Source organism: Peribacillus sp. NPDC096622 (assembly GCF_044762665.1).
Classification (GTDB): Bacteria; Bacillota; Bacilli; order Bacillales; family DSM-1321; genus Peribacillus; species Peribacillus frigoritolerans_B.
Genome location: NZ_JBIWES010000001.1, coordinates 365,644 through 388,060 on the forward strand (window position 1 = coordinate 365,644; position 22,417 = coordinate 388,060).

At 43.6% G+C, this 22,417-nt stretch carries 21 protein-coding genes and 1 other annotated feature; of the genes, 4 read left to right on the forward strand and 17 right to left on the reverse strand.

Annotation, left to right across the window (positions count from 1 at the left end; all coding sequences use genetic code 11):
- The first annotated feature begins 3 nt into the window (after positions 1–3).
- Positions 4–447, forward strand: coding sequence for a S1 domain-containing RNA-binding protein (locus tag ACIQYG_RS01710; protein ID WP_034308861.1), 444 nt, complete (start codon positions 4–6; stop codon positions 445–447).
- Between the two features lie 126 nt (positions 448–573).
- On the opposite strand, the gene minD is transcribed toward ACIQYG_RS01710, so the two are convergent.
- From minD to ACIQYG_RS01760, 10 genes are all read right to left on the reverse strand, one after another.
- Positions 574–1,377 carry a septum site-determining protein MinD gene (gene minD, locus ACIQYG_RS01715; RefSeq protein WP_402835214.1) on the reverse strand — a complete coding sequence of 268 codons (804 nt, stop codon included), beginning with the start codon at positions 1,375–1,377 and terminating at the stop codon, positions 574–576.
- 2 nt (positions 1,378–1,379) lie between these two features.
- Positions 1,380–2,063: a septum site-determining protein MinC gene (gene minC, locus ACIQYG_RS01720; RefSeq protein WP_063232834.1), complete on the reverse strand. Its 684-nt coding sequence runs from the start codon at positions 2,061–2,063 to the stop codon at positions 1,380–1,382.
- 116 nt (positions 2,064–2,179) lie between these two features.
- Positions 2,180–2,698 carry a rod shape-determining protein MreD gene (gene mreD / locus ACIQYG_RS01725; protein WP_402835215.1) on the reverse strand — a complete coding sequence of 173 codons (519 nt, stop codon included), beginning with the start codon at positions 2,696–2,698 and terminating at the stop codon, positions 2,180–2,182.
- Positions 2,695–3,567 (reverse strand): rod shape-determining protein MreC, encoded by an 873-nt coding sequence (gene mreC, locus ACIQYG_RS01730; RefSeq protein WP_034308869.1) that lies wholly within the window; start codon positions 3,565–3,567, stop codon positions 2,695–2,697. The genes mreD and mreC overlap by 4 nt, the downstream gene beginning before the upstream one ends.
- A 118-nt stretch (positions 3,568–3,685) precedes the next feature.
- Positions 3,686–4,705 carry a rod shape-determining protein gene (locus tag ACIQYG_RS01735; protein ID WP_402835216.1) on the reverse strand — a complete coding sequence of 340 codons (1,020 nt, stop codon included), beginning with the start codon at positions 4,703–4,705 and terminating at the stop codon, positions 3,686–3,688.
- Between the two features lie 148 nt (positions 4,706–4,853).
- Positions 4,854–5,528, reverse strand: coding sequence for a RadC family protein (radC, locus tag ACIQYG_RS01740; RefSeq protein ID WP_402835485.1), 675 nt, complete (start codon positions 5,526–5,528; stop codon positions 4,854–4,856).
- A 59-nt stretch (positions 5,529–5,587) separates the two neighbouring features.
- Positions 5,588–6,157 (reverse strand): Maf family protein, encoded by a 570-nt coding sequence (locus ACIQYG_RS01745; RefSeq protein WP_402835217.1) that lies wholly within the window; start codon positions 6,155–6,157, stop codon positions 5,588–5,590.
- Positions 6,158–6,348: 191 nt separating this feature from the next.
- Entirely contained in the window at positions 6,349–7,323 is a 975-nt protein-coding gene (locus tag ACIQYG_RS01750; RefSeq protein WP_402835218.1) for a hypothetical protein, read from the reverse strand.
- Between the two features lie 307 nt (positions 7,324–7,630).
- Positions 7,631–8,383, reverse strand: coding sequence for a prepilin peptidase (locus ACIQYG_RS01755; RefSeq protein ID WP_402835219.1), 753 nt, complete (start codon positions 8,381–8,383; stop codon positions 7,631–7,633).
- A 349-nt stretch (positions 8,384–8,732) separates the two neighbouring features.
- Positions 8,733–10,022 (reverse strand): bifunctional folylpolyglutamate synthase/dihydrofolate synthase, encoded by a 1,290-nt coding sequence (locus ACIQYG_RS01760; protein WP_402835220.1) that lies wholly within the window; start codon positions 10,020–10,022, stop codon positions 8,733–8,735.
- Positions 10,023–10,120: 98 nt separating this feature from the next.
- Between ACIQYG_RS01760 and ACIQYG_RS01765 the strand changes: the two genes are divergently transcribed.
- Together ACIQYG_RS01765 and ACIQYG_RS01770 are read left to right on the forward strand one after the other, a co-directional pair.
- Positions 10,121–11,062 (forward strand): ATP-grasp domain-containing protein, encoded by a 942-nt coding sequence (locus ACIQYG_RS01765; protein ID WP_402835221.1) that lies wholly within the window; start codon positions 10,121–10,123, stop codon positions 11,060–11,062.
- Positions 11,031–11,894 (forward strand): ATP-grasp domain-containing protein, encoded by an 864-nt coding sequence (locus tag ACIQYG_RS01770; protein ID WP_402835222.1) that lies wholly within the window; start codon positions 11,031–11,033, stop codon positions 11,892–11,894. Before ACIQYG_RS01765 ends, ACIQYG_RS01770 begins: the two co-directional genes overlap by 32 nt.
- 52 nt (positions 11,895–11,946) lie before the next feature.
- On the opposite strand, the gene ACIQYG_RS01775 is transcribed toward ACIQYG_RS01770, so the two are convergent.
- Complete coding sequence (locus tag ACIQYG_RS01775) at positions 11,947–14,598, reverse strand: valine--tRNA ligase (RefSeq protein ID WP_402835223.1); 2,652 nt, start codon at positions 14,596–14,598, stop codon at positions 11,947–11,949.
- 43 nt (positions 14,599–14,641) lie between these two features.
- Positions 14,642–14,870: a binding site (T-box leader), on the reverse strand.
- Between the two features lie 226 nt (positions 14,871–15,096).
- On the opposite strand from ACIQYG_RS01775, the gene ACIQYG_RS01780 reads away from it, so the two are divergent.
- A complete protein-coding gene (locus ACIQYG_RS01780) occupies positions 15,097–15,288 on the forward strand; it encodes a hypothetical protein (RefSeq protein WP_377391689.1) in 192 nt (63 codons plus the stop codon).
- Between the two features lie 56 nt (positions 15,289–15,344).
- Here ACIQYG_RS01780 and ysxE read toward each other — a convergent pair whose 3' ends face one another.
- From ysxE to hemC, 6 genes are all read right to left on the reverse strand, one after another.
- Positions 15,345–16,415 carry a spore coat protein YsxE gene (gene ysxE / locus ACIQYG_RS01785; RefSeq protein WP_402835224.1) on the reverse strand — a complete coding sequence of 357 codons (1,071 nt, stop codon included), beginning with the start codon at positions 16,413–16,415 and terminating at the stop codon, positions 15,345–15,347.
- A 95-nt stretch (positions 16,416–16,510) separates the two neighbouring features.
- Entirely contained in the window at positions 16,511–17,923 is a 1,413-nt protein-coding gene (locus ACIQYG_RS01790; RefSeq protein ID WP_402835225.1) for a LysM peptidoglycan-binding domain-containing protein, read from the reverse strand.
- Positions 17,924–18,366: 443 nt separating this feature from the next.
- Positions 18,367–19,656, reverse strand: coding sequence for a glutamate-1-semialdehyde 2,1-aminomutase (hemL, locus tag ACIQYG_RS01795; protein ID WP_402835226.1), 1,290 nt, complete (start codon positions 19,654–19,656; stop codon positions 18,367–18,369).
- A gap of 38 nt (positions 19,657–19,694) precedes the next feature.
- Positions 19,695–20,687 (reverse strand): porphobilinogen synthase, encoded by a 993-nt coding sequence (gene hemB / locus ACIQYG_RS01800; RefSeq protein WP_402835227.1) that lies wholly within the window; start codon positions 20,685–20,687, stop codon positions 19,695–19,697.
- Positions 20,684–21,481: a uroporphyrinogen-III synthase gene (locus ACIQYG_RS01805; protein ID WP_402835228.1), complete on the reverse strand. Its 798-nt coding sequence runs from the start codon at positions 21,479–21,481 to the stop codon at positions 20,684–20,686. Before ACIQYG_RS01805 ends, hemB begins: the two co-directional genes overlap by 4 nt.
- A complete protein-coding gene (hemC, locus tag ACIQYG_RS01810; RefSeq protein ID WP_377391705.1) occupies positions 21,481–22,413 on the reverse strand; it encodes a hydroxymethylbilane synthase in 933 nt (310 codons plus the stop codon). Before hemC ends, ACIQYG_RS01805 begins: the two co-directional genes overlap by 1 nt.
- Between the last annotated feature and the right edge of the window lie 4 nt (positions 22,414–22,417).

Genomic DNA, 22,417 nt, shown 5'->3' on the forward strand with positions numbered 1-22,417 from the left:
TTTATGTCAATCGAAATAGGCAGCAAAGTACAAGGTAAAGTAACAGGTATCACTAATTTTGGAGCATTCGTAGAATTACCAGGAGGCTCAACAGGTCTTGTGCATATCAGTGAGGTAGCAGATAGCTATGTAAAAGACGTAAATGACCATCTTAAAGTAGGCGACCAAATTGAAGTAAAAGTGATTAGTGAGAAAGACGGAAAAACTGCCTTGTCCATCAAAAAGGCTATAGATAGACCCGAAGGGCAAACCTCTTCTTATACCAAACGCCCACCACGCCAAGGGGATAGCCGTTCTAAAGATTTTCGTTCAAAAGGTAATTTCCAACCAAAGGAAAATTTCGAAGATAAAATGGTTCGCTTTTTAAAGACTAGTGAAGAAAATTTATCGACTCTTAAACGCAGCACTGAATCAAAACGCGGCGGCAGAGGCGGAAGACGCGGATAACCCGCTGCATTTTAGCATTATAGAACAGGCAAGCCGGCATACGGCTTGCCTTTTTTATTTACATCGCACAGCATAAAAAAAAAGCGAGGCATCGAATGCTCCCGCTTCTTGATATGGTATATAGATTTACCGCACGCTAAAGAATTTTTTCAATTTGGACATGAAGCCCTTTGGTTCGCTGCCAATTGGAGTCAAGGGCACAGATTCACCAAGGATCCTTCTGGCAATGTTCCGATAGGCAAGCGAGACTCTATTGTCCGGATTATAGGCAATGGGTTCCTTTTTATTCGCTGCCACAATAACCTGGTCATCATCAGGAATGACTCCGATCAAATCAATCTTAAGAAAATCGGTAACTCCATCGATATCCATTTCTTCATCCTCATGAAGCAAATGGCCGCGTATCCGGTTGATGATCAATTGAGGCGGTTCAATATGCTCTTCTTTTTCAAGCAGGCCAATAATACGGTCAGCATCCCTTACAGCCGGTCTCTCTGCAGTCGTAACGATGATCGCCTTGTCTGCCCCAGCTATGGCATTCCTGAAGCCCTGTTCAATGCCTGCAGGGCAATCAATGATGACATAATCATAGTCAGGCTTCAAATCGCTTATGAGTTTCCTCATCTGCTCTTCATTCACTACTGTTTTATCACTATTTTGCGGAGCTGGAAGCAGATAAAGTAAATCCTCGAAATGTTTATCTTTAATGAGCGCCTGGTGTATTTTACAGCGCCCTTCGACAACATCGACCAAATCATAGATGATGCGATTCTCCAATCCCATGATCACATCCAAATTCCGAAGACCAATATCCGTATCAATCAAGCAAACCTTTTTGCCTAGAAGAGCTAAAGATGTTCCTAAATTGGCGGAGGTGGTCGTTTTCCCGACACCACCCTTACCGGATGTTATAACTATTGCCTCTCCCACGATTAGAGACCCCCTTCTAATCTATTTAAATTAGGTCTATATTTCTTTAAAACTTGCAGTTTTTCTATAATGATATTTTCTTCTTCATCCATGAAGGCACATTCCAAGTCATGTCCCCATTTTGTATATTGGTCAGGAGATAAATTCACTTGTCCGGCAATGCGCAGCTGGGCAGGTTTCATGACAGAGGCAGCTATGATGGCCTCATTATTCCCTTTATATCCGGCATGGGCTATTCCCTTTAGCTGTCCCATGATATATATGTTGCCACCCGCACGAACCGTTCCGTCGGGATTGACATCCCCAATTAACAGCAAGTCACCTGGAACTTCAAAAACCTGTCCCGACCTTATCACCTTGGTCACGGTCGTCACTTGGTTTTCATCTTTCCATCGTTTCGCTTCATCCTTCGTCAGGACATTCGAAATCATCTCATCTACGAAAAGCTTCTTCTTTTTATGGATGACCTCTTTAATCTTTTCTTCTTGTTGTTCATCAAGATAGCGGTTCCCTGTATGTACTTTTACGGAAATGGACGGGTCATTTTCTTGAAACTGATAGTTTGCCGAAAGCTTCACTTCTAACTCTTTCAATAATTCGGAAAATGAGCAAGAATCATCGAGATGAAGCATAAACCCGTCTTTTGTTCCCTTAATCATGACATTTTGCTGAATTCTTTTATTCATGACGTTTGTTTCACCTCAATGAAATATAATTCGACACAGGAAAACAAATTTCCTTTTTCTACGTACACGGAAAAGAGAAAATACATTTCCCACCTGCTTCTTAAGACACAGGGACGTTATTCCGTTTCTCCTTGCAAATCAAGCATTTCAATCATTCTCTTTAAAGGATAGCAGCTGATAATAATGAATGCGAGATTCAATAATAATGTCGGGATCAATCTCCGTTCCGCAAATTCACCAAATCCCATATCTGCAAATGACAGGATGATATTCATCTGAAAGATGACAACCTCTAAAACTGCCGTGAATAAAAGCGCAGTAAGGCAGGCAACCAAAATATTATTTTGCAGGATCTTCATGCTTTTCGATATCAGATAGGCAAGAAAAGGCAGCAGGAACATGTAAATTCCAAGGATTTCCGTATATACGACATCATAAGTCAACCCAAGAATCGCCCCATAAAGCATACCCATTTTCCTGGACCCGTACATGGTCAGGAAAAAAACGAATATCATCATGAAATGGGGCACGAGGATTTTGTCGGTCCCGAATGCATCTCCAGCGAACATCTGGGCGAAGATGCTTTCAAAAACAAAAAAAACCAAGGCTATAAAAGAAAGGATGAAATATCTCACTCAGCTTCATCCTCCCCTTCACTTTCTTTCGGTACACCGTCCACTTCACGCTGAACGACCATGACATTATTAATATCATAAAAATCCGTCGAAGGTTCAATATATGCAGTCTGGTTCAATCCATATTGATCCACTTTGACATCGACAACTTTCCCGATCAGCAGACCTTTCGGAAAGATTCCTCCATAACCGGATGTGATGACCAATGAATTTTTCTTGATCTTTTTATCATATGGAATCCGTTTCATCAGCAAAAGGTTCTTCTTATCATCAAACCCTTCAATCAAGCCATATGCTTTATCATCACCTTGAACGATGGCCGAGACACGGTTGGCTTTGTCGATCGAACTTAAAAGTTGAACCGAGGCCGTGAAATCCGTCGCTGATTTCACCTTACCGACTAACCCATTGGACGTTATGACAGCCATGTTTTTTTCTACCCCATTACGCTTCCCTTTATTGATCGTCAGCATTTCATGCCAGCGGTCGGGATTACGCCCAATGACCGTCGCCTGAGTGGGCGAATACTTCCGCAGGTCATCTTCTTTTTTGAGGTTATCGCGAAGTTCTTCATTTTCTTCCTTTAAATCTTGGACTTGGGTTTTCAATAATACATATTCATCCAAGCGGGCTTTCAATTTTTTGTTTTCATCGTATGTATGTTGAAGGTCTTTTAAGCCCCCTACAAAACCTGTTATACCCGATACTGGCTTATTAAACACATTTCCGACCCAGCCTGTCGTATCTTTCAGGAATTGCTCCGGCCAGGTCAACTCTTCTCTCTCCCTTAATGAAAAACCGATCAATGCCACGAGAACGATAATACTAACGAGCAAGAGAAGGAGCTTTTTATTAAAAAACTGTGGCATGGTGTTTACACCTCTATCTAAAAATTTACTCTATGGATTTAATTAAACAGCAAAACATAAGAAAAACCGGCTCAAAATTGCACCTTTTGTTGAGCCGGCCCTATTTGAGAAGTAATGCTTATCGCGAATCTCTTGATTTAGTCTTGAATAAATGAATGTGGTCCAGCGCTTTTCCCGTTCCGACCGCAACACAATCCAGCGGATTTTCAGCGATGATCACCGGCATTTGCGTTTCTTCACTGATGACTTTATCCAAATTGCGCAGCAAAGCACCCCCGCCTGTCAGTACAATGCCTCTGTCCATGATGTCAGCGGCTAATTCAGGTGGTGTTTTCTCTAAAGTGTTTTTCACGGAATCCACAATTGCAGAAACGGTGTCGCTTAATGCTTTGGATATTTCCTCAGCTGTAATTTCAATCGTTTTCGGTAATCCAGTCAATAGGTCACGGCCGCGAATTTCCATGTTTTCTACGCCATCCGTGTCTCCAGCAGAACCAATTTCCATTTTGATCGCTTCAGCAGTACGCTCACCGATCATCAAATTGTAGTTCTTACGGATGTAAACGATAATGGCATCATCCATTTCGTCACCGGCAATACGGATCGATTGGCTTGTAACGATTCCGCCAAGTGAAATGATGGCCACTTCCGTCGTTCCTCCGCCGATATCAACGACCATGCTTCCTGTAGGCTCCCAAACAGGAAGGTCCGCACCGATCGCTGCTGCAAACGGTTCTTCGATAGGATATGCGTCACGGGCCCCAGCTTGTCTAGCTGCATCGATGACTGCACGCTGCTCAACTGCCGTAATTCCAGAAGGCACACAAATCATGACATATGGCTTGTTGCCGAATACGCCCTTCTTTTGAGCTTCCTTCATATAGTACTTCATCATGGTAGCCGTCGTTTCATAATCGGCAATTACTCCATCCTTCATCGGGCGTAGGGCAACCACGTTACCAGGTGTACGGCCGATCATGTTTTTCGCATCGTTTCCGACTGCAACGATTTGCTTTGTATCTGTTTGCACAGCTACAACCGATGGTTCACGTACTGCGATGCCTTTTCCCTTCACATAGACAAGCGTATTCGCCGTTCCTAAATCAATCCCTATATCTCTAGCTCCAATTCCAAACATTATGGTATCTCCCTTTCGTAAACAAAAATGCCTTTTTATAAGTTCAAATAATAATTTGTCGTTTTTTGACAATAAGAGTTTTGAAAAAGTTTCCTCTTTTAAAAATCATAAACAATATTATATCGTATCGTCAAAAATTTTGATAGTGTCATAAATAACCTTTTTCCTTCAAGCTAACATATTTATGCTCCCCGATGATGATATGGTCCAATATTTCAATCCCGATTATTTTACCACATTCGACTAACCTTTTCGTCACTTCAATATCTTCTCTGCTGGGAGAGGGGTCTCCGGAGGGGTGGTTATGAAGACAAATGATAGAGGCAGCTGACCTTTTGAAAGCCTCTTTAAAGACCTCGCGTGGATGCACGATCGAGGCATTGAGGCTGCCGATGAATACCGTAGTTTTTTGAAGCACTTGATTTTTCGTATTTAAATAGAGGCAGACGAAATGTTCCTGTGATAGAAACCGCATTTCCTCCATGCAATAATTAGCTCCATCTTCAGGGGAACGAATCACATAACGGTCTTGATCATTCAAATTGTTAATTCTCCTGCCAAGTTCGACAGAGGCCAGGATTTGTATCGCTTTTGCTTCACCAATCCCTTTAATCACGATCAGTTCTTCCACAGAAGCTTCTTTTAGCAGGCGCAGGCCCTTGAAGGAATTGATGAGCCTGCCGGATAGTTGCAGGACAGATTCTTCCCTTGAACCCGTCCTCAAAAGCAAAGCAAGCAATTCCTGATTGGAGAGGCTTCTCGGCCCGTCCTGCAGAAACCTTTCGCGCGGCCTCTCTTCTTTCGGGTAATCCCGTATTAACATTTTTTCGCTCAATAGATCAACCCTTCCTTAAAAAAGGGAAGATGCCAGTGGAAATCAGGCTATCCTAACTCTTCCTGCATCGCTTTAAGTTCCCGGGCCAGTCTTGAGACCGGAAGCCCGACGACTGAGAAATAGTCCCCTTTGATTTGTTCGACAAGAAGAGATCCGTATCCTTGGATCCCATAGCCGCCAGCTTTGTCAAAAGGTTCCCCGCTATCCAGATAACGTTCGATTTCAGCTTCTGGCAGCTCCCAAAATGTCACTTCCGTTTTTTCTGCGAATACTCTGCGATGCATGCCGAATAGGATGGCGACACCTGTGTATACTTCATGTGTCCGTCCTGATAACATTTCCAGCATTCTTTTTCCATCCGCCCGGCTTGCCGGCTTACCCAAAATCTCACCATCAAGGACAACAACGGTATCCGAGCCGATTACCCAGCTTTCCTGAAACTTTGCTGCGATGGCTTCCGCTTTACGGGATGCCAGTTCTTTCACCGCTGCATCAGGACACATGTTTTCATCAATACTTTCATCAACATTGGAATTCATGCTTTCAAAGGGGATTTGAAGAAATTGCAGAAGTTCTTTACGACGTGGTGATGAAGAAGCTAAAATCAATGGCTGCATAATATAAAAGTCACCTTTCTTTACATAGGGAGATACATATCTATCCTATCAAATAATGGTGCAATCCACAATTATTGTTTACTAGGAATCGACAAATGCCTGTAAGTATTTCCCGGAAAATAAAAAAGGTGTCACAGATGGTTTCATATTGGGGAGCTTGTCCCATTAGGCAGCCCCCCTTTTTTCTTTACTTAACTCGATATGTTTTGGTAATTCAATAAAAAATTCAGAAGACTTTCTTGAGCCTGGAATAGCTTTTCTTCATTTTTGGAAGTCTCATATTCATCAATCGACTTTGCCGCAGCAGTCAGGTCATCGTTCAACTTTGAAAACCCCGGCGATAATTTCCCCGCCTTCAGTTCATCCATGTTTTTTTTCAGGGTTTCTTCGTTTACCGTCCCTGCCTTTCCACGAAGCTTTGTTGCGGATGTTTCTGCCAACGAAGCATATACGGTCTTCATCTTGTCGAGGGTTTCCTCATCTTCTTGGCTTGTCCCTGCCGCTTCAAAATTGATTTCCTTCCAATATACATCTAAATCATATGACTTTAAGAACAAGGCCAGCTCTTTACTTCCAGCTAGACTCTCTGCCGATCCCAAGAATAGATAATAGCTGTCTTCCATTTTGAAAATTTCAGCAGGAACCTGCTTTTCAATGATTTTCTTTTGTATTTGCCTTGCCGCATCCTCGCTGCTGAATACTCCTCCCTGTACAAGGAATGTCTTCAGCTGATTTCCCGGTTCAGTCACTGCCGCTTTTTTATCTTCAACAGTGGCTTCGGTTGGAATCGGGGTCTCGACCGAAGATACTTCGGCTTTTTCCTTTGTAATCGTTTTAACGGCGATCAAGCCAAGAATCGACCCAAAAAAAACAGCACAAATGACAGCGATCATGAATGTCTTGATTGGTCTTTTATCCGAGCTTTTCAGTGAACCGGTACCAAAACCGATGAGCTTCGGCATTTTCTTCTTTGGCGGTGAGGGAACCAATACGATCTTGTTTTCATTTGAATCCTCAGGGAGTATCCATTCGAAACTCTCATCTGTGTGTTCCTGTTCCTGCTCCTCGCTCGCCGCCTCTTGACTTTCAATCTTTTTATCGGCAAATACTTTTTCTTCCCCATTTATTTTAATCGTTACACCCTTGCTTTGTCCCGGCTTGCCCAATTTTTTTCCTCCCCTCCAGATCATTTTTTTCATCCTAACATAGAGGTAAAAAAAAATAACAAGACTTTTGTCGTCTTGTCATTAATAGGTTTCGTCAAATTTCCCTATTCATATATGGGTAACAAAAAAGGAATTCCAGGTACTGGTACTTTCGCTTCATGAACCATTCAATTCCACCTCTCACCAATTACATATATCCCTCCATCATTTCATATACTCTTGAAGCCAAATGGGGATAGTTCCCTACTGCGCTATTGTCCAGGTGATTTTTGACAAATTCCTCTTGGATCAGGATGGCCCTTTAAGCTCATCTTAAAAATGTTACATACCAATATAAAAGGGAATCGCCCCAAAAATAAGCAGTCAATGTCCCAAAAACGATATACGGTCCGAAAGGAATAAGGGTTTTCTTTTTTAGGATTCCGGTCTGCAACCCGATGATGCCAAGCAACGCCCCATAAAAGCACGCAAAAAGCAACGATAGCAGCACCATCTTCATTCCCAATACGAAGCCAATCACTGCAAACAGCTTGATATCACCACCACCCATGCCCCCCTTACTCACGACAGCGATTGATAACAGCAGGCTAAAGCCAACAGCTGCCCCGACAATTGTATCCCACCAGGGCGTCAGTGGAAATGAGACTCTTAAAACGATAAAAATCACCATAAAGAAAAGCAGTATTTTATCGGGTATGAGCATATAGGCGACATCAGTGACGAAAATGATCATAAATAATGAAATCAATGTCCAGCCAACCATGAGTTCGCTCGACCAGCCAAGGAATATTGGAGCAGAGGCAAACAAAACACCGGTCAGCATTTCCACTGCCGGATAAAGGGGGGAAATCCTTGCTTTACAGCCCCGGCATTTACCGACTTGCAACATATAAGAAATAACCGGTATCAACTCGAAGAATGTCAATGTACGCCCGCAAGAGGGGCAGGAGGAGCGCCGATTTGCAAATGAATGACCAGCTGGAACACTTAAACCGACAACATTAAAGAATGAGCCTAAAATTAAGCCCAATACGAAGAGATAGATATGGATAGCCATCATTTATCCAAAGCGCATGAGGATTCGATTGCCTTTCTTTGAAACCCTGATATAAAAGTCCCTTCCGCCATGTAATTAACAATTGGGTTCTTCATGATCATTCATTCCTCCCGTCATTTTATTAAGTAGATCCTACTATTCTTCAATCATATTGAATTCAATATATAAACATATTTTAACAAATATACTTGGTGATTTGTTATCAATCACTCTATTGAAGTTTTTTCTTTTCAAGAGAATCTGATAACAAGAGGACCTTGAAAAAAGGTCCCCTCAGGCTACTCATTAAGTTGATCATCCACTAGTTCTCTCTGCGTAGTAGAAGGAATTACAATTGGTCCACCGGATCCCATTAGGCATCTTCTCTGATTAGGAACTCCCTTACAAGTGAAAGGAAATGAAGGGACCCCGTAATGACAAGAATCTCTTTATCCCCTGTTTTCCTTCTACCTTCCGTTATTGCCGCCTGCCAATCCTTGTTTATGCTTTTATTTGGATGACTGCATTTTTCATAAAGCGTTCTTGCATCCGCCGCCCGTTCATGGCCGAATTCGGTAATGATGATTTCCATCGCCCCCGTTTCCAGTCCATGAAGCATCTCGGAATAGTTTTTATCTTTAAATGAGCTGAATACGAATCGGTACTTATAGTCGGGGTAATGCACTTTTAGCGTTTCCTTCAGTACGTCGATGCCGGCAGGATTATGTGCACCATCAATGATCACCAATGGCTCATCCGATATTTTTTCAAAGCGTCCATCCCATTTCGCTTCCCCTATTCCTTTAAGGATGCTTTTTTCATCGATATTTTCCATTCCTACTGTGACAGCTGCAATAGCCAGTGCCGCATTCTCCATTTGATGACGGCCTAGCATCCGCATTTCCACATTTTCGATGGTCCTGTCGGCAAGCGAAAATGAGAAACTTTGCCCCCGTTCACTTTGCTTCAAATTGCCAACATGAAAGTCTTTACCTAGTTGGTAATAAGGTACGCCTAAAGATGACGCTTTTTCTTCAATTACTTTTGCTGGTTCCCCGGCTGTGACTCCGCTGATGACCGGCGCCCCGCTTTTAATGATGCCCGCCTTCTCAAAAGCAATTTCCCCAAGTGTGTTACCCAGGATGTTCGTATGTTCCAAAGAAATCGAGGTAATGATCGAAAGAAACGGCTGGATTACATTCGTTGTATCAAGCCTGCCTCCCAAACCCGCTTCCATCAAAACCAAATCGACTTCCTTTTTGCTAAAATAAGAGAATGCCATTGCAGTCAAAATTTCGAACTGAGTGGGACCATTCCCCTTACTGTCCATCTCATGGATGATCGGCCAAAGCTTCTGGAAGACAGCGATAAAATCCTGATCACTGATTTCATCCTCATTTATCTTCAGCTGTTCATTCATCCGTATTAAATAAGGAGAAGTGAAGGAAGCGACCCGAATCCCTTGGGCAAGCAGGATTTCTTTAATATATTGCAGTGTCGATCCTTTCCCGTTGGACCCTGCAATGTGAATAAACTTTAGCGCCTTGTGCGGGTCACCTAATTCAGTTAACAATGTTTCCATCCGTGACAGGCCAAAATTCATGCCCAATTGAACTTGGCGCCGTTCAAAAAAATGATTGATTTCTTTCATGGTTGTAACCATTATCGTGGAGCCTCCTCTTTCTTTATACCGCTCTTATGCGTTAAGATTATTTTATCAATATATGAACGATTAACCTAGATGAAAGGTAGTGTTTTACCATGAAACCTTCAGATTTTCACTGTTGGATTGTCGTCAACGGCTATTTACAGCATGATAAGTTTTCCAGTTTAGCTTTGTTCATTAAAGAGGCGGCTGAAAGGAAAGATATCATGGCAACCCTTATCCGCAATTCAGATCTCATTCCCATAATCGAAAAAGGAGTGCCACTGCTTAAAGGAACCTTTGATAAGCTGCCAGATTTTGTTCTGTTCATGGATAAAGACATTCATTTGGCACGCCATTTGGAATTGCTCGGCATCCCCGTATATAACAGCAGTACAGCAATCGATATTTGCGACAGCAAAGCAAAAACACATCAAGCATTAACAGGGCACGGCATACCGATGCCGAAGACCATATTTCCCCCTTTTACGTACGAAGGGATTGAAAGGGTCAATATGGATGCTTTTATCCAAATCGGCAATGAACTTGGATATCCTCTTATCGTAAAGGAAGCATACGGTTCTTTTGGGGAACAAGTATATTTAATCCATACAAAGGATGAGTTACTAAAGACGGTTCGTAATCTTGGCCACAAACCATTTATACTCCAGGAATTCATCGAGCACAGTAAAGGTCGGGATATTCGCGTGAATGTCGTGGGCAATCAAGTCATAGCAGCGATGCAACGTCATTCCGAGCAGGACTTCCGAGCTAATATGACTGCCGGGGGGCAGGCTGCACCATATATACCCACCAGTGAAGAAGCACAACTTGCCATTCGATGTGCGCAAATTCTGGGTGCGGACTTCGCTGGCGTCGATTTGTTGTTCGGTGAAGAAGGTCCGCTTTTGTGCGAAGTGAATTCCAATTCGCATTTACTGAACATTTATGAATGTACAGGCATCAACATCGCTGATAGCATGTTCGATTATATCTTGAAAGAATTAGGAAAAGGAAGTGCATCTGATGAAAAGACAAGCAGGCTGGTTGATTTATAACCGTGAGGATGCCTTGAAAAATAAAGGATACATAGATTGGATGCTTAACGAAGCCAGTAAGCTTGATCTTGATTTACACTTTCACTTTCGGGAAGACCTTAGGATCGGTCATCGTTTCAGCAAGTTGTATGTAGAACATGAGACACAGCCAATTTCATTGCCAGACTTTGCTATCGTCCGGACCATCGATCCTTTTTTTACAAAGCAACTTGAGCAACTGGGGATTGCTTGCTTTAACTCCTCCTTCGTATCGGAAATCGCGAATGACAAAGCAAAGACGCATCAATATTTGTCCTCGCTGGGGATACCAATGGCCGATACCGTATATTGTAACGGAAGGCCGAGTGCCGATGACATGGAGCTCCCTTTCATTGCTAAAGAAACACGCGGCCGCGGCGGGAAACAAGTATATCTAATCGAGCATGCCGATGATCTAGCCGAACTGAATGATGGAAATTGGATAGTCCAAAAACCTGGCTTATTCGGTAGGGATATCCGCGTTTTTGTGGTTGGTAATAAAGTGAAGGCTGCTGTACTCAGGGAATCCGCTTCCAGTTTCAAGGCAAATTATACGCTGGGCGGATCGGCTTCTCTATATGAGCTGACTGCATCTGAATTAGCCCTTGTTGAAAGAGTAATGATGCCGTTTGATTTCGGACTGGTCGGCATCGATTTCATATTTGCCGAAGATGGCAGCCTCATGCTGAACGAAATAGAGGATGTCGTCGGGAGCCGTACATTAAGTGCACTAAGTGATATGAATATCGTATGGGAGTACCTTATATTCATAAAAGAAAGAATATCCTCCAAACGGAATATTTTTCTTGAATAGCGTTTAAACAGAAAAAGGATGAACCGGCTTCAAGCTGGTTCATCCTTTTATTTTACAGTTGTTTCAGTTCATTGATCCTGTGGATTACAGAGTCGCGTTTTTCGCTATAGTCTTTTTCCTTGGCACGTTCTTCTTCGATGACGCTTGCCGGCGCCTTTTTAACGAAGCCCTCGTTGCCTAATTTTTTCTGTACACGCTCAACTTCTTTATTAAGTTTGTCGAGTTCTTTTTCAAGACGTTTCACTTCTTCGTCAATATTGATCAGTCCTGTAAGCGGAAGGATTAGTTCTACGCCAGTTACGACAGCTGTCATGGCTTGAGCAGGTTCTTCGACTTCGATTCCGATCGTCAATTGTTCCGGATTACAGAAACGCTCGATATAGCTGCTGTTTTTCTGTAATGTCGCTAAGATTGCCTCATCTTTCGCTTTTAAAATCAAATTGATTTTTTTGCTTAGCGGTGTATTCACCTCAGCACGGATATTACGGACGGAGCGGATGATTTCAACAAGCAGCTTCATTTCCTCGGCTGCAGCTGTATCTGTCAACTCTTCATTCACTCCCGGCCAAGCGGCAACAGTGATGGACTCACCTTGATGCGGTAGGTTCTGCCAGATTTCTTCGGTAATGAATGGCATGAACGGGTGTAACAATCTCATTGTGTTATCCAGTACATAAGCCAAGATCGAGCGCGTCGTTTTCTTAGCCGCTTCGTCTTCTCCATATAGCGGAAGCTTCGCCATTTCAATATACCAGTCACAGAAGTCATCCCAAATGAAGTTGTAAAGCACACGGCCCACTTCACCAAACTCATAACGGTCCGCAAGTCTGGTTACGTTGGAAATCGTTTCATTCAGACGCGTCAAGATCCATTTATCGGCTACAGACTTCTCACCGCTTAAATCGATTTCGTCATAAGTCATGCCATTCATGTTCATCAAAGCAAAACGGGATGCGTTCCAAATCTTATTGGAGAAATTCCAAACTGCTTCGACTTTTTCCGTACTATAACGAAGGTCCTGGCCTGGCGAACTGCCCGTAGATAAGAAGTAACGCAGGGAATCGGCACCGTATTGATCGATGACATCCATCGGATCGACGCCATTGCCAAGCGATTTACTCATCTTGCGCCCCTGTTCGTCTCGAACCAGGCCGTGGATCAGCACATCTTCAAATGGTCGTTCACCTGTGAACTCAAGAGCTTGGAAAATCATCCGCGATACCCAGAAGAAAATGATATCATAGCCTGTCACAAGTGCCCCGGTTGGATAGTAACGTTGGAAATCGACACTGTCCTTGTCAGGCCAGCCCATAGTCGAGAACGGCCATAATGCCGAGCTGAACCATGTATCAAGGACATCTGTATCTTGTTCCCAGTTTTCAGCGTCCGCAGGCTCTTCATGACCTACGTACACTTCACCTGTTTCTTTATGGTACCAGGCTGGAATGCGGTGACCCCACCAAAGCTGACGGGAAATGCACCAGTCGCGGATATTTTCCATCCAATGCAGGTACGTTTTTTCGAAACGGTCCGGTACGAAATGAACTTTTTCCTCATCGGTTCCTTTTTGAAGCTCAACGGATGCATCAGCCAGCGGCTGCATCTTAACGAACCATTGAGTCGAAAGATATGGTTCAACAACAGCACCGCTTCTTTCTGAATGGCCTACTGAATGAAGGTGATCTTCGATTTTGAAGAGTACTCCTTCTTCCTGAAGGTCCTTGACGATTTGTTTACGGCATTCAAAACGGTCCATGCCTTCATATTTACCGGCCTTTTCATTCATCGAGCCATCTTCATGCATGACAAGGATGCGCTCCAAATCATGACGGTTCCCGATTTCGAAGTCATTCGGGTCATGAGCCGGAGTAATTTTGACCGCGCCTGAACCGAATTCCATATCGACATAATCATCACCGACAATCGGGATTTCCCTGCCTGTAATTGGCAAGCGGACCTTTTTGCCGATTAAGTGTTTATAACGGTCATCTTCAGGGTGTACGGCAACAGCAGTATCGCCAAGCATCGTTTCTGGACGGGTGGTGGCAATTTCAATTTCACCCGATCCGTCAACCAACGGATATTTCATATGGTAAAATGCGCCCTGCACATCTTTGTAAATGACCTCGATATCGGATAACGCCGTTTTCGTTGATGGATCCCAGTTGATGATGTATTCGCCGCGATAAATCAAGCCTTTGTTATAAAGCGAAACGAACACTTCACGCACTGCTTTTGAAAGCCCTTCATCTAGAGTGAAGCGTTCACGTGTATAATCAAGTCCAAGACCAAGCTTTGACCATTGTTCACGGATATGGCTTGCATATTCCTCTTTCCATTTCCATGTCTCTTCCACGAATTTTTCACGACCAAGGTCATAACGGCTTACGCCTTCAGCACGAAGTTTCTGTTCTACTTTCGCTTGAGTGGCGATACCGGCATGGTCCATGCCTGGCAACCATAAAACATCATAGCCTTGCATCCTTTTCATGCGTGTCAATATATCTTGAAGTGTCGTATCCCAAGCGTGGCCAAGATGCAGCTTACCTGTAACGTTAGGCGGCGGGATGACAATCGTATATGGTTCTTTTTTATCGTCACCCGTCGTTTCGAAAAACTTTCCATCAAGCCACCATTTGTAGCGGCCTTTCTCTATCGTCTGCGGATCATATTTAGTCGGCATAGAAATTTGGTTCTCTTCCATATCATTTCCTCCTTTTTGGGCATAAAAAAAACTTCCATCATCACAAAAGGACGAAGGAAGTTGTTCGCGGTGCCACCTTTTTTCCGAAAAAGAAAAAAATCTCTTTCGGCTCTCAAATCGGATAACGGCTCTTCACCGGCCTTCGCTACTAAGTGGTTCACGAAGACTGCTCTCGGACGACTTCGGATGCTGCTGCCTGGAAACCTCGCACCAATTTGGTTTCCTCTCTGAAAAGTGCATTTCATCTTACTATTTCCGGTCTTTGCATTGATTTATATTCATATGTAAAAACATTGAATGCATATAGTATATAGTACAAAAAACATGGGGCTCCAGTCAATCATCTTTTCGCTTACTTTCTCAGGAATCATCCCATTTGATGCATTCAAGTTCATTTTCTTTATTTTATCCACCAGGAACAGTGAATGTGACGGCTGTTTCACCTTTTTCACTGCCCACCCATAGAATATAAGAAGTCCTAAAAAGGAAGGTAATAATATGAAGCGAAGATATACTCCCTATACTTTACCGCCTTGGGTGAAAAAATTCCGCGGTGTCTGCCAGCAGTTCATCGTCCCCTTTATCGTATTCCAAGGATTACGTACGCTGATTTTCCCGACATTCTTCGATATGCTCCTGCTGATCGCCTTTATTTTCCTGGCCATGTCTTTGTATTTCGACTGGATTTAATTATTCCCTTAAAGCAAAAAAATATACATGACTGGAGATCATCCAATCATGTATATTTAGCTTGGGGGTGATTGTTCTTCTTTGGCAGCCTCGGCAGCAGCCTTCTTCTTCTGTTCGATTTCTTCGATTCTCATCACCATATATTCAATATTTTTCAAAGTCCAAAATTGCCGCTGCAGTTGAGTAACATTATCAAGCTCTGAACGATGGCCCCTGCCATCGGAATAACCCTTCACTAATTCCAAAGCTGATCCAGGGAATGCCAGATAACTTTGCATGAGCAGCAATTCTTCTTCTTTCAACGGAAAATAACGAAAATAGTTATATAGCCAGTCAACACAGTCATCGCATTGGACAGGATAGGTCCTGGCCGATTTAACGAGAAATGGCAGTAAATCGAAATGCGGCGGAGCCGTATTCGAATTCTCAAAATTGATGAAATAGCCATATCCCCGCTCATCATAAACGAAATGCTTCAAAGAAACCTTTCCGTGCGTTACCACGGTTCGAACCTTTTCACTATCCTTCGTTTTTTCATACCAGGTTTCAAACTTCTTGATCGAGTACTTCAGCGCCTGTGAAATATCAGTGTAGAAAGAACAAACCGTCAGTTCGAATGGAGACATATACCACTTCTTTTCACAGCTGACAATATACTCATCCATAAAGTCCTTTTCGTTATTCCAGGCATCAAGCGTCCGCTCATAATGGGCTTCCCGTTCCTCAATATCCACTTGTATTTCCTTAACGGAAAGTGTATGCATCCGAGCAAGCTCCCTGAACATTTGCTTATGCTTTTCATCGCGCTCCCCGTCCCTTTCATCATTGAGCCAGGGCATCAGATAATACAAACGTCCATTATGAAGAACGGCGTAACGCTGATCCATCGTTTGATAAATGGGGACGATTCGATTATAGCCGCGATGGTACAGTTTTTGAACATTTTTGATAAAATCAATGCCGTTCTGCGGTAACATGGATTTCAAGGCAAATGTACCGCGATCACTGTATACTTTTTTTACACGTCCGAAGTCCTCAATATATTGTACATACATGGCATATTCCTTCAATACGGTCTCCGTGTCCCGATCCCGATTGGCAGGCTGCTGATTCTCGTTTTCCCTCACGAGACTCACTCACTTTCTCTAAAAAAACTAAACAATCCGATTCCTCTAGCATTTAAAAAACAGGAGCAGAGCATACGCCCTGCTCTCTGTCCTGATCAATTCTTATACGCAACCGCCTTCGGTATATAAATGACTTGCCCTTCATGGACGTTCTGATTCGACTCCAATTCATTGCTGAAAAGTATCGATTGAACCGTAACATCATATCGTTGAGCCAAGTCATCAAGCGTTTCCCCTTGCTGAACAATGCAAACCTTCATCCTTACCAGTTCTTCTTCTTGTTTCCGTCCGAATAAATCCATGATGGAAAGCTGCTTTTCATCATGATCGGCCGTTTCTTTTTCATCACGTTCCGCTGCTTGTTTCCTGCCTTTGAAATTCTTACCCTCCTTAGCTGGAGGCGCAGGTCTTTCCCTCTTTTTGAATAGATCGCTTATGGACGAATTGGATTCCTCTTCCTGCTCCACCTTCACATTCTCATTAAGGATAGGACCCGCTGTAACGGCATCTTCTTCCTGCCGGATGACATCCTCGGTTTCTAAATTTGAAACTGGGCTACTTTGATGTTTGGTTGCTTGACCTGGCTCTTCTACTACTTCTTCTTCTATAAATGTCACTCTAGGAATCTCCGTCTTCTCCGTGGAATCCTGCCTGCTTGGTTCTTCCTCCAATTTCGCCTCTCCCATGAAAGGGACCTTTTCCGTGGAGTCAGGCGGATCACCAATTACATCTTCCTCTACAGCTTCAGCTTCTTCCTGTCTATGCACTTCCGTTTCCCATTCCTCCTCTTCAGGATATGGTGAAACGGGAATTTCAAAAACGGGAGCATTATGCTGATCGCTTAAATAAATAGGTTCTTCTTCTTCTTCTTCGTTTGCTTCAGAAACCCGTTTTGCCTCTGCAGAAAAAGGCGCGTATAACTCTTCTTCCTCCTCATCACGGAAAACAGGCTGAAAATCCGGGATTGGCGGCACTGCAGCTGCATAAGGAATATATGACTCATTTTCCCCATCCGTTTCTTCCTGATCCTCCGTTTCCCCAACTTCCTGTTCAGTATCGAACCTTTCTTCCACATATGAATCATTATAGATTCCGGTTATCAAAAGGTCCGCCTGCAATTTCAAGCAGTTATGCTCTGGCATGGCATAATCAAAGCTTTGAATCGAGACATCGACCTCATCCAAAGAGGCAATCCGATTATTCGGAATCGTTATATCAACCGGAAAACGGTGTGTGAACTCATTAAGTCCATTGAGATGCCTCTCGACCTTTTGAACCGCTTTTGGCAAAAAGGTCTGAGAAAACTCCTCTTCTTCACCATTTTGCGAGTCTTTGTATTCACCGCTTAAATCCAACGAGCCTCGTATAAAAACATATTGATCACTTTCTTGAATCGACACATTTGGATCAAGGGAAATCGAATATAGCTCAGCCACTTCCTGTCCCTTCTGGAACCAAACGGATTCCTCTAAAGAAAATCGTAAATACGATTCATTTTCTTGCGACAAGACAACTCCTCCTTTCAGCTTCATGAAACGGTACCTATACCAATATCAATCTATGAAGGAAGGAAGCTGTTTATTCCTTAATTTAGTTTGCAACACTCCTTAGACATTCCCTGAACTTTTTAAAAGAAGGAGATTCAATTTTCAGTCTAAAATTAAGCTGGATTGCATCAACCGGCTTCGACATGAAGCCATTTAATCGGCCTGCCGTCCTATTAAATCCACTTCAGCCTATTAATTCTGCTTTCTACCAATTATATCGATCTACCCCTAATTAATTCATTCTTCTACCAATCAATTCGGCCGTCAACGCGTTTGATTCGGTTCTTCCACGTACTGATTGAATTCAAAAAAACTGGCTACCTTTCTCCAAAAGTTTTCGGAAAAATGGTAGCCAGTTCAAATTTATCAATATCGAATTTCGCGGTAGCTCATGAAGCCTTGAATCATTTTTTTAATTTGGCAAAAGCCTGTTCTGCAGCTGCAATGGTTTTTTCGATATCTTCATCACTATGTGCAGTGGAAAGGAATAACCCTTCAAACTGTGACGGCGGCAAGTAGATGCCTTGATTCGCCATTTCCCTATAGTAGGAAGCAAAGAACTCTAAATCGGATGTTTTTGCTGTATCATAGTTTACGACATCTTCATTAGTAAAGAAAAGTCCAATCATGGAACCGGCACGGTTGAATGTATGGGGAACTCCGTACTTTTCCGCTGCTGCTCCAATTCCTTTTTCGAGCATATCCCCTTTTCGGGTGAACTCATCATAAGATTCTGGAGTCAATTGGCTCAGCGTTTCAAGGCCGGCCGTCATGGCAAGAGGGTTACCTGACAATGTTCCTGCCTGATAGATTGTCCCGCTCGGGGCAATTTGTTCCATGAATTCGCGCTTGCCTCCGAATGCTCCTACTGGCAAACCGCCGCCAATTACTTTCCCAAGGCAGGTCAGGTCAGGTACGATTCCAAAATAGCCTTGTGCACAATTATAGCCGACACGGAACCCTGTCATAACTTCGTCAAAGATCAATAGAGCCCCGTATTGCGTCGTCACTTCACGTAAGCCTTCGAGGAAGCCAGGTTGTGGCGGAACCACGCCCATGTTCCCTGCAACAGGTTCTACGATGATACAGGCGATATCTTCGCCAAATTGTTCAAACGCATATTTGGTTGCAGCAAGATCATTATATGCTACGGTAATCGTATTTTTTGCAATGCCTTCCGGTACTCCAGGGCTATCCGGTAAACCTAATGTTGCAACACCGGAACCCGCTTTGATCAGCAATGAATCGCCATGGCCATGATAGGAACCTTCGAATTTCAGGATTTTATCACGGCCTGTAATGCCTCGTGCCAGCCTTAGCGCACTCATCGTCGCTTCGGTTCCTGAAGATACCATCCGGATCATTTCAATCGAAGGCACCCGTTCAATGACCAGCTTGGCCAGTTCATTCTCAATCAGCGTAGAGGTTCCAAAGCTTGTACCTGACTCCGCTACTTTTTTCAATGATTCCACGACACGGTCATTCGTGTGACCCAGGATGAGCGGTCCCCATGAAAGAACATAGTCGATATATTCATTTCCATCGATATCATACATTTTTGAGCCTTTTCCACGCTCCATGAAAATGGGATCCATGTCCACAGATTTGAAGGCACGTACCGGGCTGTTCACGCCGCCTGGCATCAAATTTTTTGCTTCGGCAAACGCTTTTTTCGATTTTTCATATGACCGCATGATTCAATCCCCTTTTCAATTACAGGTTATATTTTATATCATTGATTATCTTCGTTTATCCAGCGTGCTACCTCTTTTGAAAAATACGTAATGATCAAGTCGGAACCTGCGCGTTTCAAGCCTGTCAGCATTTCCATCACTATCGCTTTTTCATCAATCCAGCCATTTTGGGCAGCAGCCTTGACCATTGAATATTCACCGCTGACATTATAGGAAACAATAGGAAGATTAAAGTTATTCTTAACGTCCCTGATGATGTCCATGTAGGAAAGGGCTGGTTTCACGATTAGGAAGTCCGCACCTTCAGCAACATCGGATTCAGCTTCACGAAACGCTTCAAGGCGATTGGCGGGATCCATCTGGTAAGTTTTCCTGTCGCCAAATTGCGGCGCACCATTCGCAGCATCACGGAATGGGCCGTAAAAAGCCGAAGCATATTTCACCGCATAGGACATGATCGGAATATCTTCATAACCCGCTTCATCCAGACCTGCACGGATGGCCGCAACGAAACCGTCCATCATATTGGAAGGCGCAATGATATCTGCGCCGGCCTCTGCCTGGCTGATTGCCGTTTTGGCAAGAAGGTCAAGAGAAGCGTCATTGAGGATTTTTTCCCCTTCAACGACCCCGCAATGGCCATGGCTTGTATACTCACACAGGCAGGTATCCGCTATGACAATAACTTCAGGATATTGTTTTTTAATAAAGCGGGTTGCCTCTTGCACAAGCCCGTTGTGATGGAATGCCCCTGTTCCCTGTTCGTCTTTATCATGATCAAAAGGGACACCGAATAAAATGACTGATTGAATGCCCAGACTCACGACTTCATCCATTTCGGCCCCCAGATTATCCATGGATAGCTGATAGATACCTGGCATGGAGTTGATTTCATTTTTCACATTTTCCCCGTCGATGACGAAGATCGGATAAATCAAATCCTCTTTATGCAATTGTGTTTCACGGACTAAAGCCCTCATGCCAGCACTTGCACGCAAGCGACGGTGGCGATTGAATGGAATGTTTTTCATTTGAAAGTTCCTCCCTTTTTACTTCTTTTCAAGATGAAGCGTATTAACTCCGCAACCATGGCATCCGTCGTATAAACATCTGGACAGACATCTACGGATAGCCCATGTTTTTCAGCCGTTTTAGCGGCAATCGGCCCGATGCAAGCAATGATGATCCGGTCTATGTATGTATCCAGTTCATGGCGTTTCATGATCTGTAAAAAATGATTGACCGTCGATGAACTCGTAAAGGTCATGATGTCGATTTCATGGTTCCTTATAAGCTGCACCAGTTTTTTTTCACTGCTTCGAGGAAGCACTGTATGATAAATAATCACTTCATCACAGGATGCACCGGCTTTCTTGATCGCTTCCGCAATAACCGCCCTTGCGAGATTTCCTTTTGCCAGCAACACGCGGGCCCCCGGATCAAGCAGGGTACTGAACTCCGCCACGAACCCTTCGGCAACAAATTGAGCTGGAACGAAATCCGCCTTAAATCCATGTCGTTTCAGGGCCGCTTCTGTTTTGGAGCCGATTACGGCTATTTTCGGAAGCTTCGAAGGCTGGTTTCCAAGAAGCTTAAAGAAGAAATCCACCCCATTTTGACTGGTCAGAATGATCCAGTCATATGTAAGCAACTCTTCAAACCGCTGTTGGACATCTTCCATATGATCAGGAAGAGTGAACTCAAGCAATGGCACAAGAAGCGGCGTTCCGCCATTTTTTTCGATCGATTCTTTTAAACCATCTGCCTGTCCTTTCCCTCTGGTGATTAATACCTGATAATCCTTAAGAGGTTGAACTGGATTCATTACTGATCAAGCTCTTCTTTTACGCGATCGATCAATTCTTTACCGCCCATTTCGCTAATTTGTTTGGCAGCAGCATGCCCAACCGCCTCGGGATCAGCACCCTCAACCATTTCTTTATATATCACCTTTCCATCCGGAGCAGCGACCAAAGCCGTCAAGGAAACGGATCCATTATCTTTTGCCACCGCAAATCCGGCAATCGGCACCTGGCATCCGCCTTCCATTTTATCCAAAAAGGCACGTTCCGCTTCAACCGTTCTTTTCGTTTTTTCACAGGTCAATTTCGCAAGTTCCGCCAGCAGTTCTTTGTCGTCTTCGCGGCATTCAATGGAAAGTGCTCCTTGTCCAACTGCCGGAATGCAAATGTCTTCATCTAAAAATTCCGTTACGATGTCCTGCTCCCATCCCATTCTTGATAGTCCGGCTGCTGCTAAAATGATAGCATCATAATCTTCCGTTTTCAGCTTATTCAGACGTGTATCGATATTACCGCGAATCCATTTAATTTCAAGGTCCGGCCTTCTAGCCAAAATTTGCGCGCCACGTCGCAGGCTGCTTGTACCTATGATGGAACCGGGCTTCAGTTCGGAAAGGGTTTCATGGTTCTTTGAAATCAAGGCATCCCGATGGTCCTCCCTCGGTGGTATGCAGCCTATCGTCAAGCCTGGAGGCAGCACTGCCGGCATATCCTTCATACTATGTACTGCCATATCAATTTCTTTATCCAACATCGCTTGTTCGATTTCTTTAACGAATAAGCCCTTTCCGCCTACCTTGGAAAGTGTTACATCAAGGATTTGGTCACCCTTAGTGACAATTTCCTTCACCTCGAACTCGTATGGGACCCCAAGTTCTTTAAGTTGAGCGATAACCCAGTTCGTTTGGGTGATCGCTAATTTACTACGTCTAGAACCGACAATTATTTTTCTCATAGTT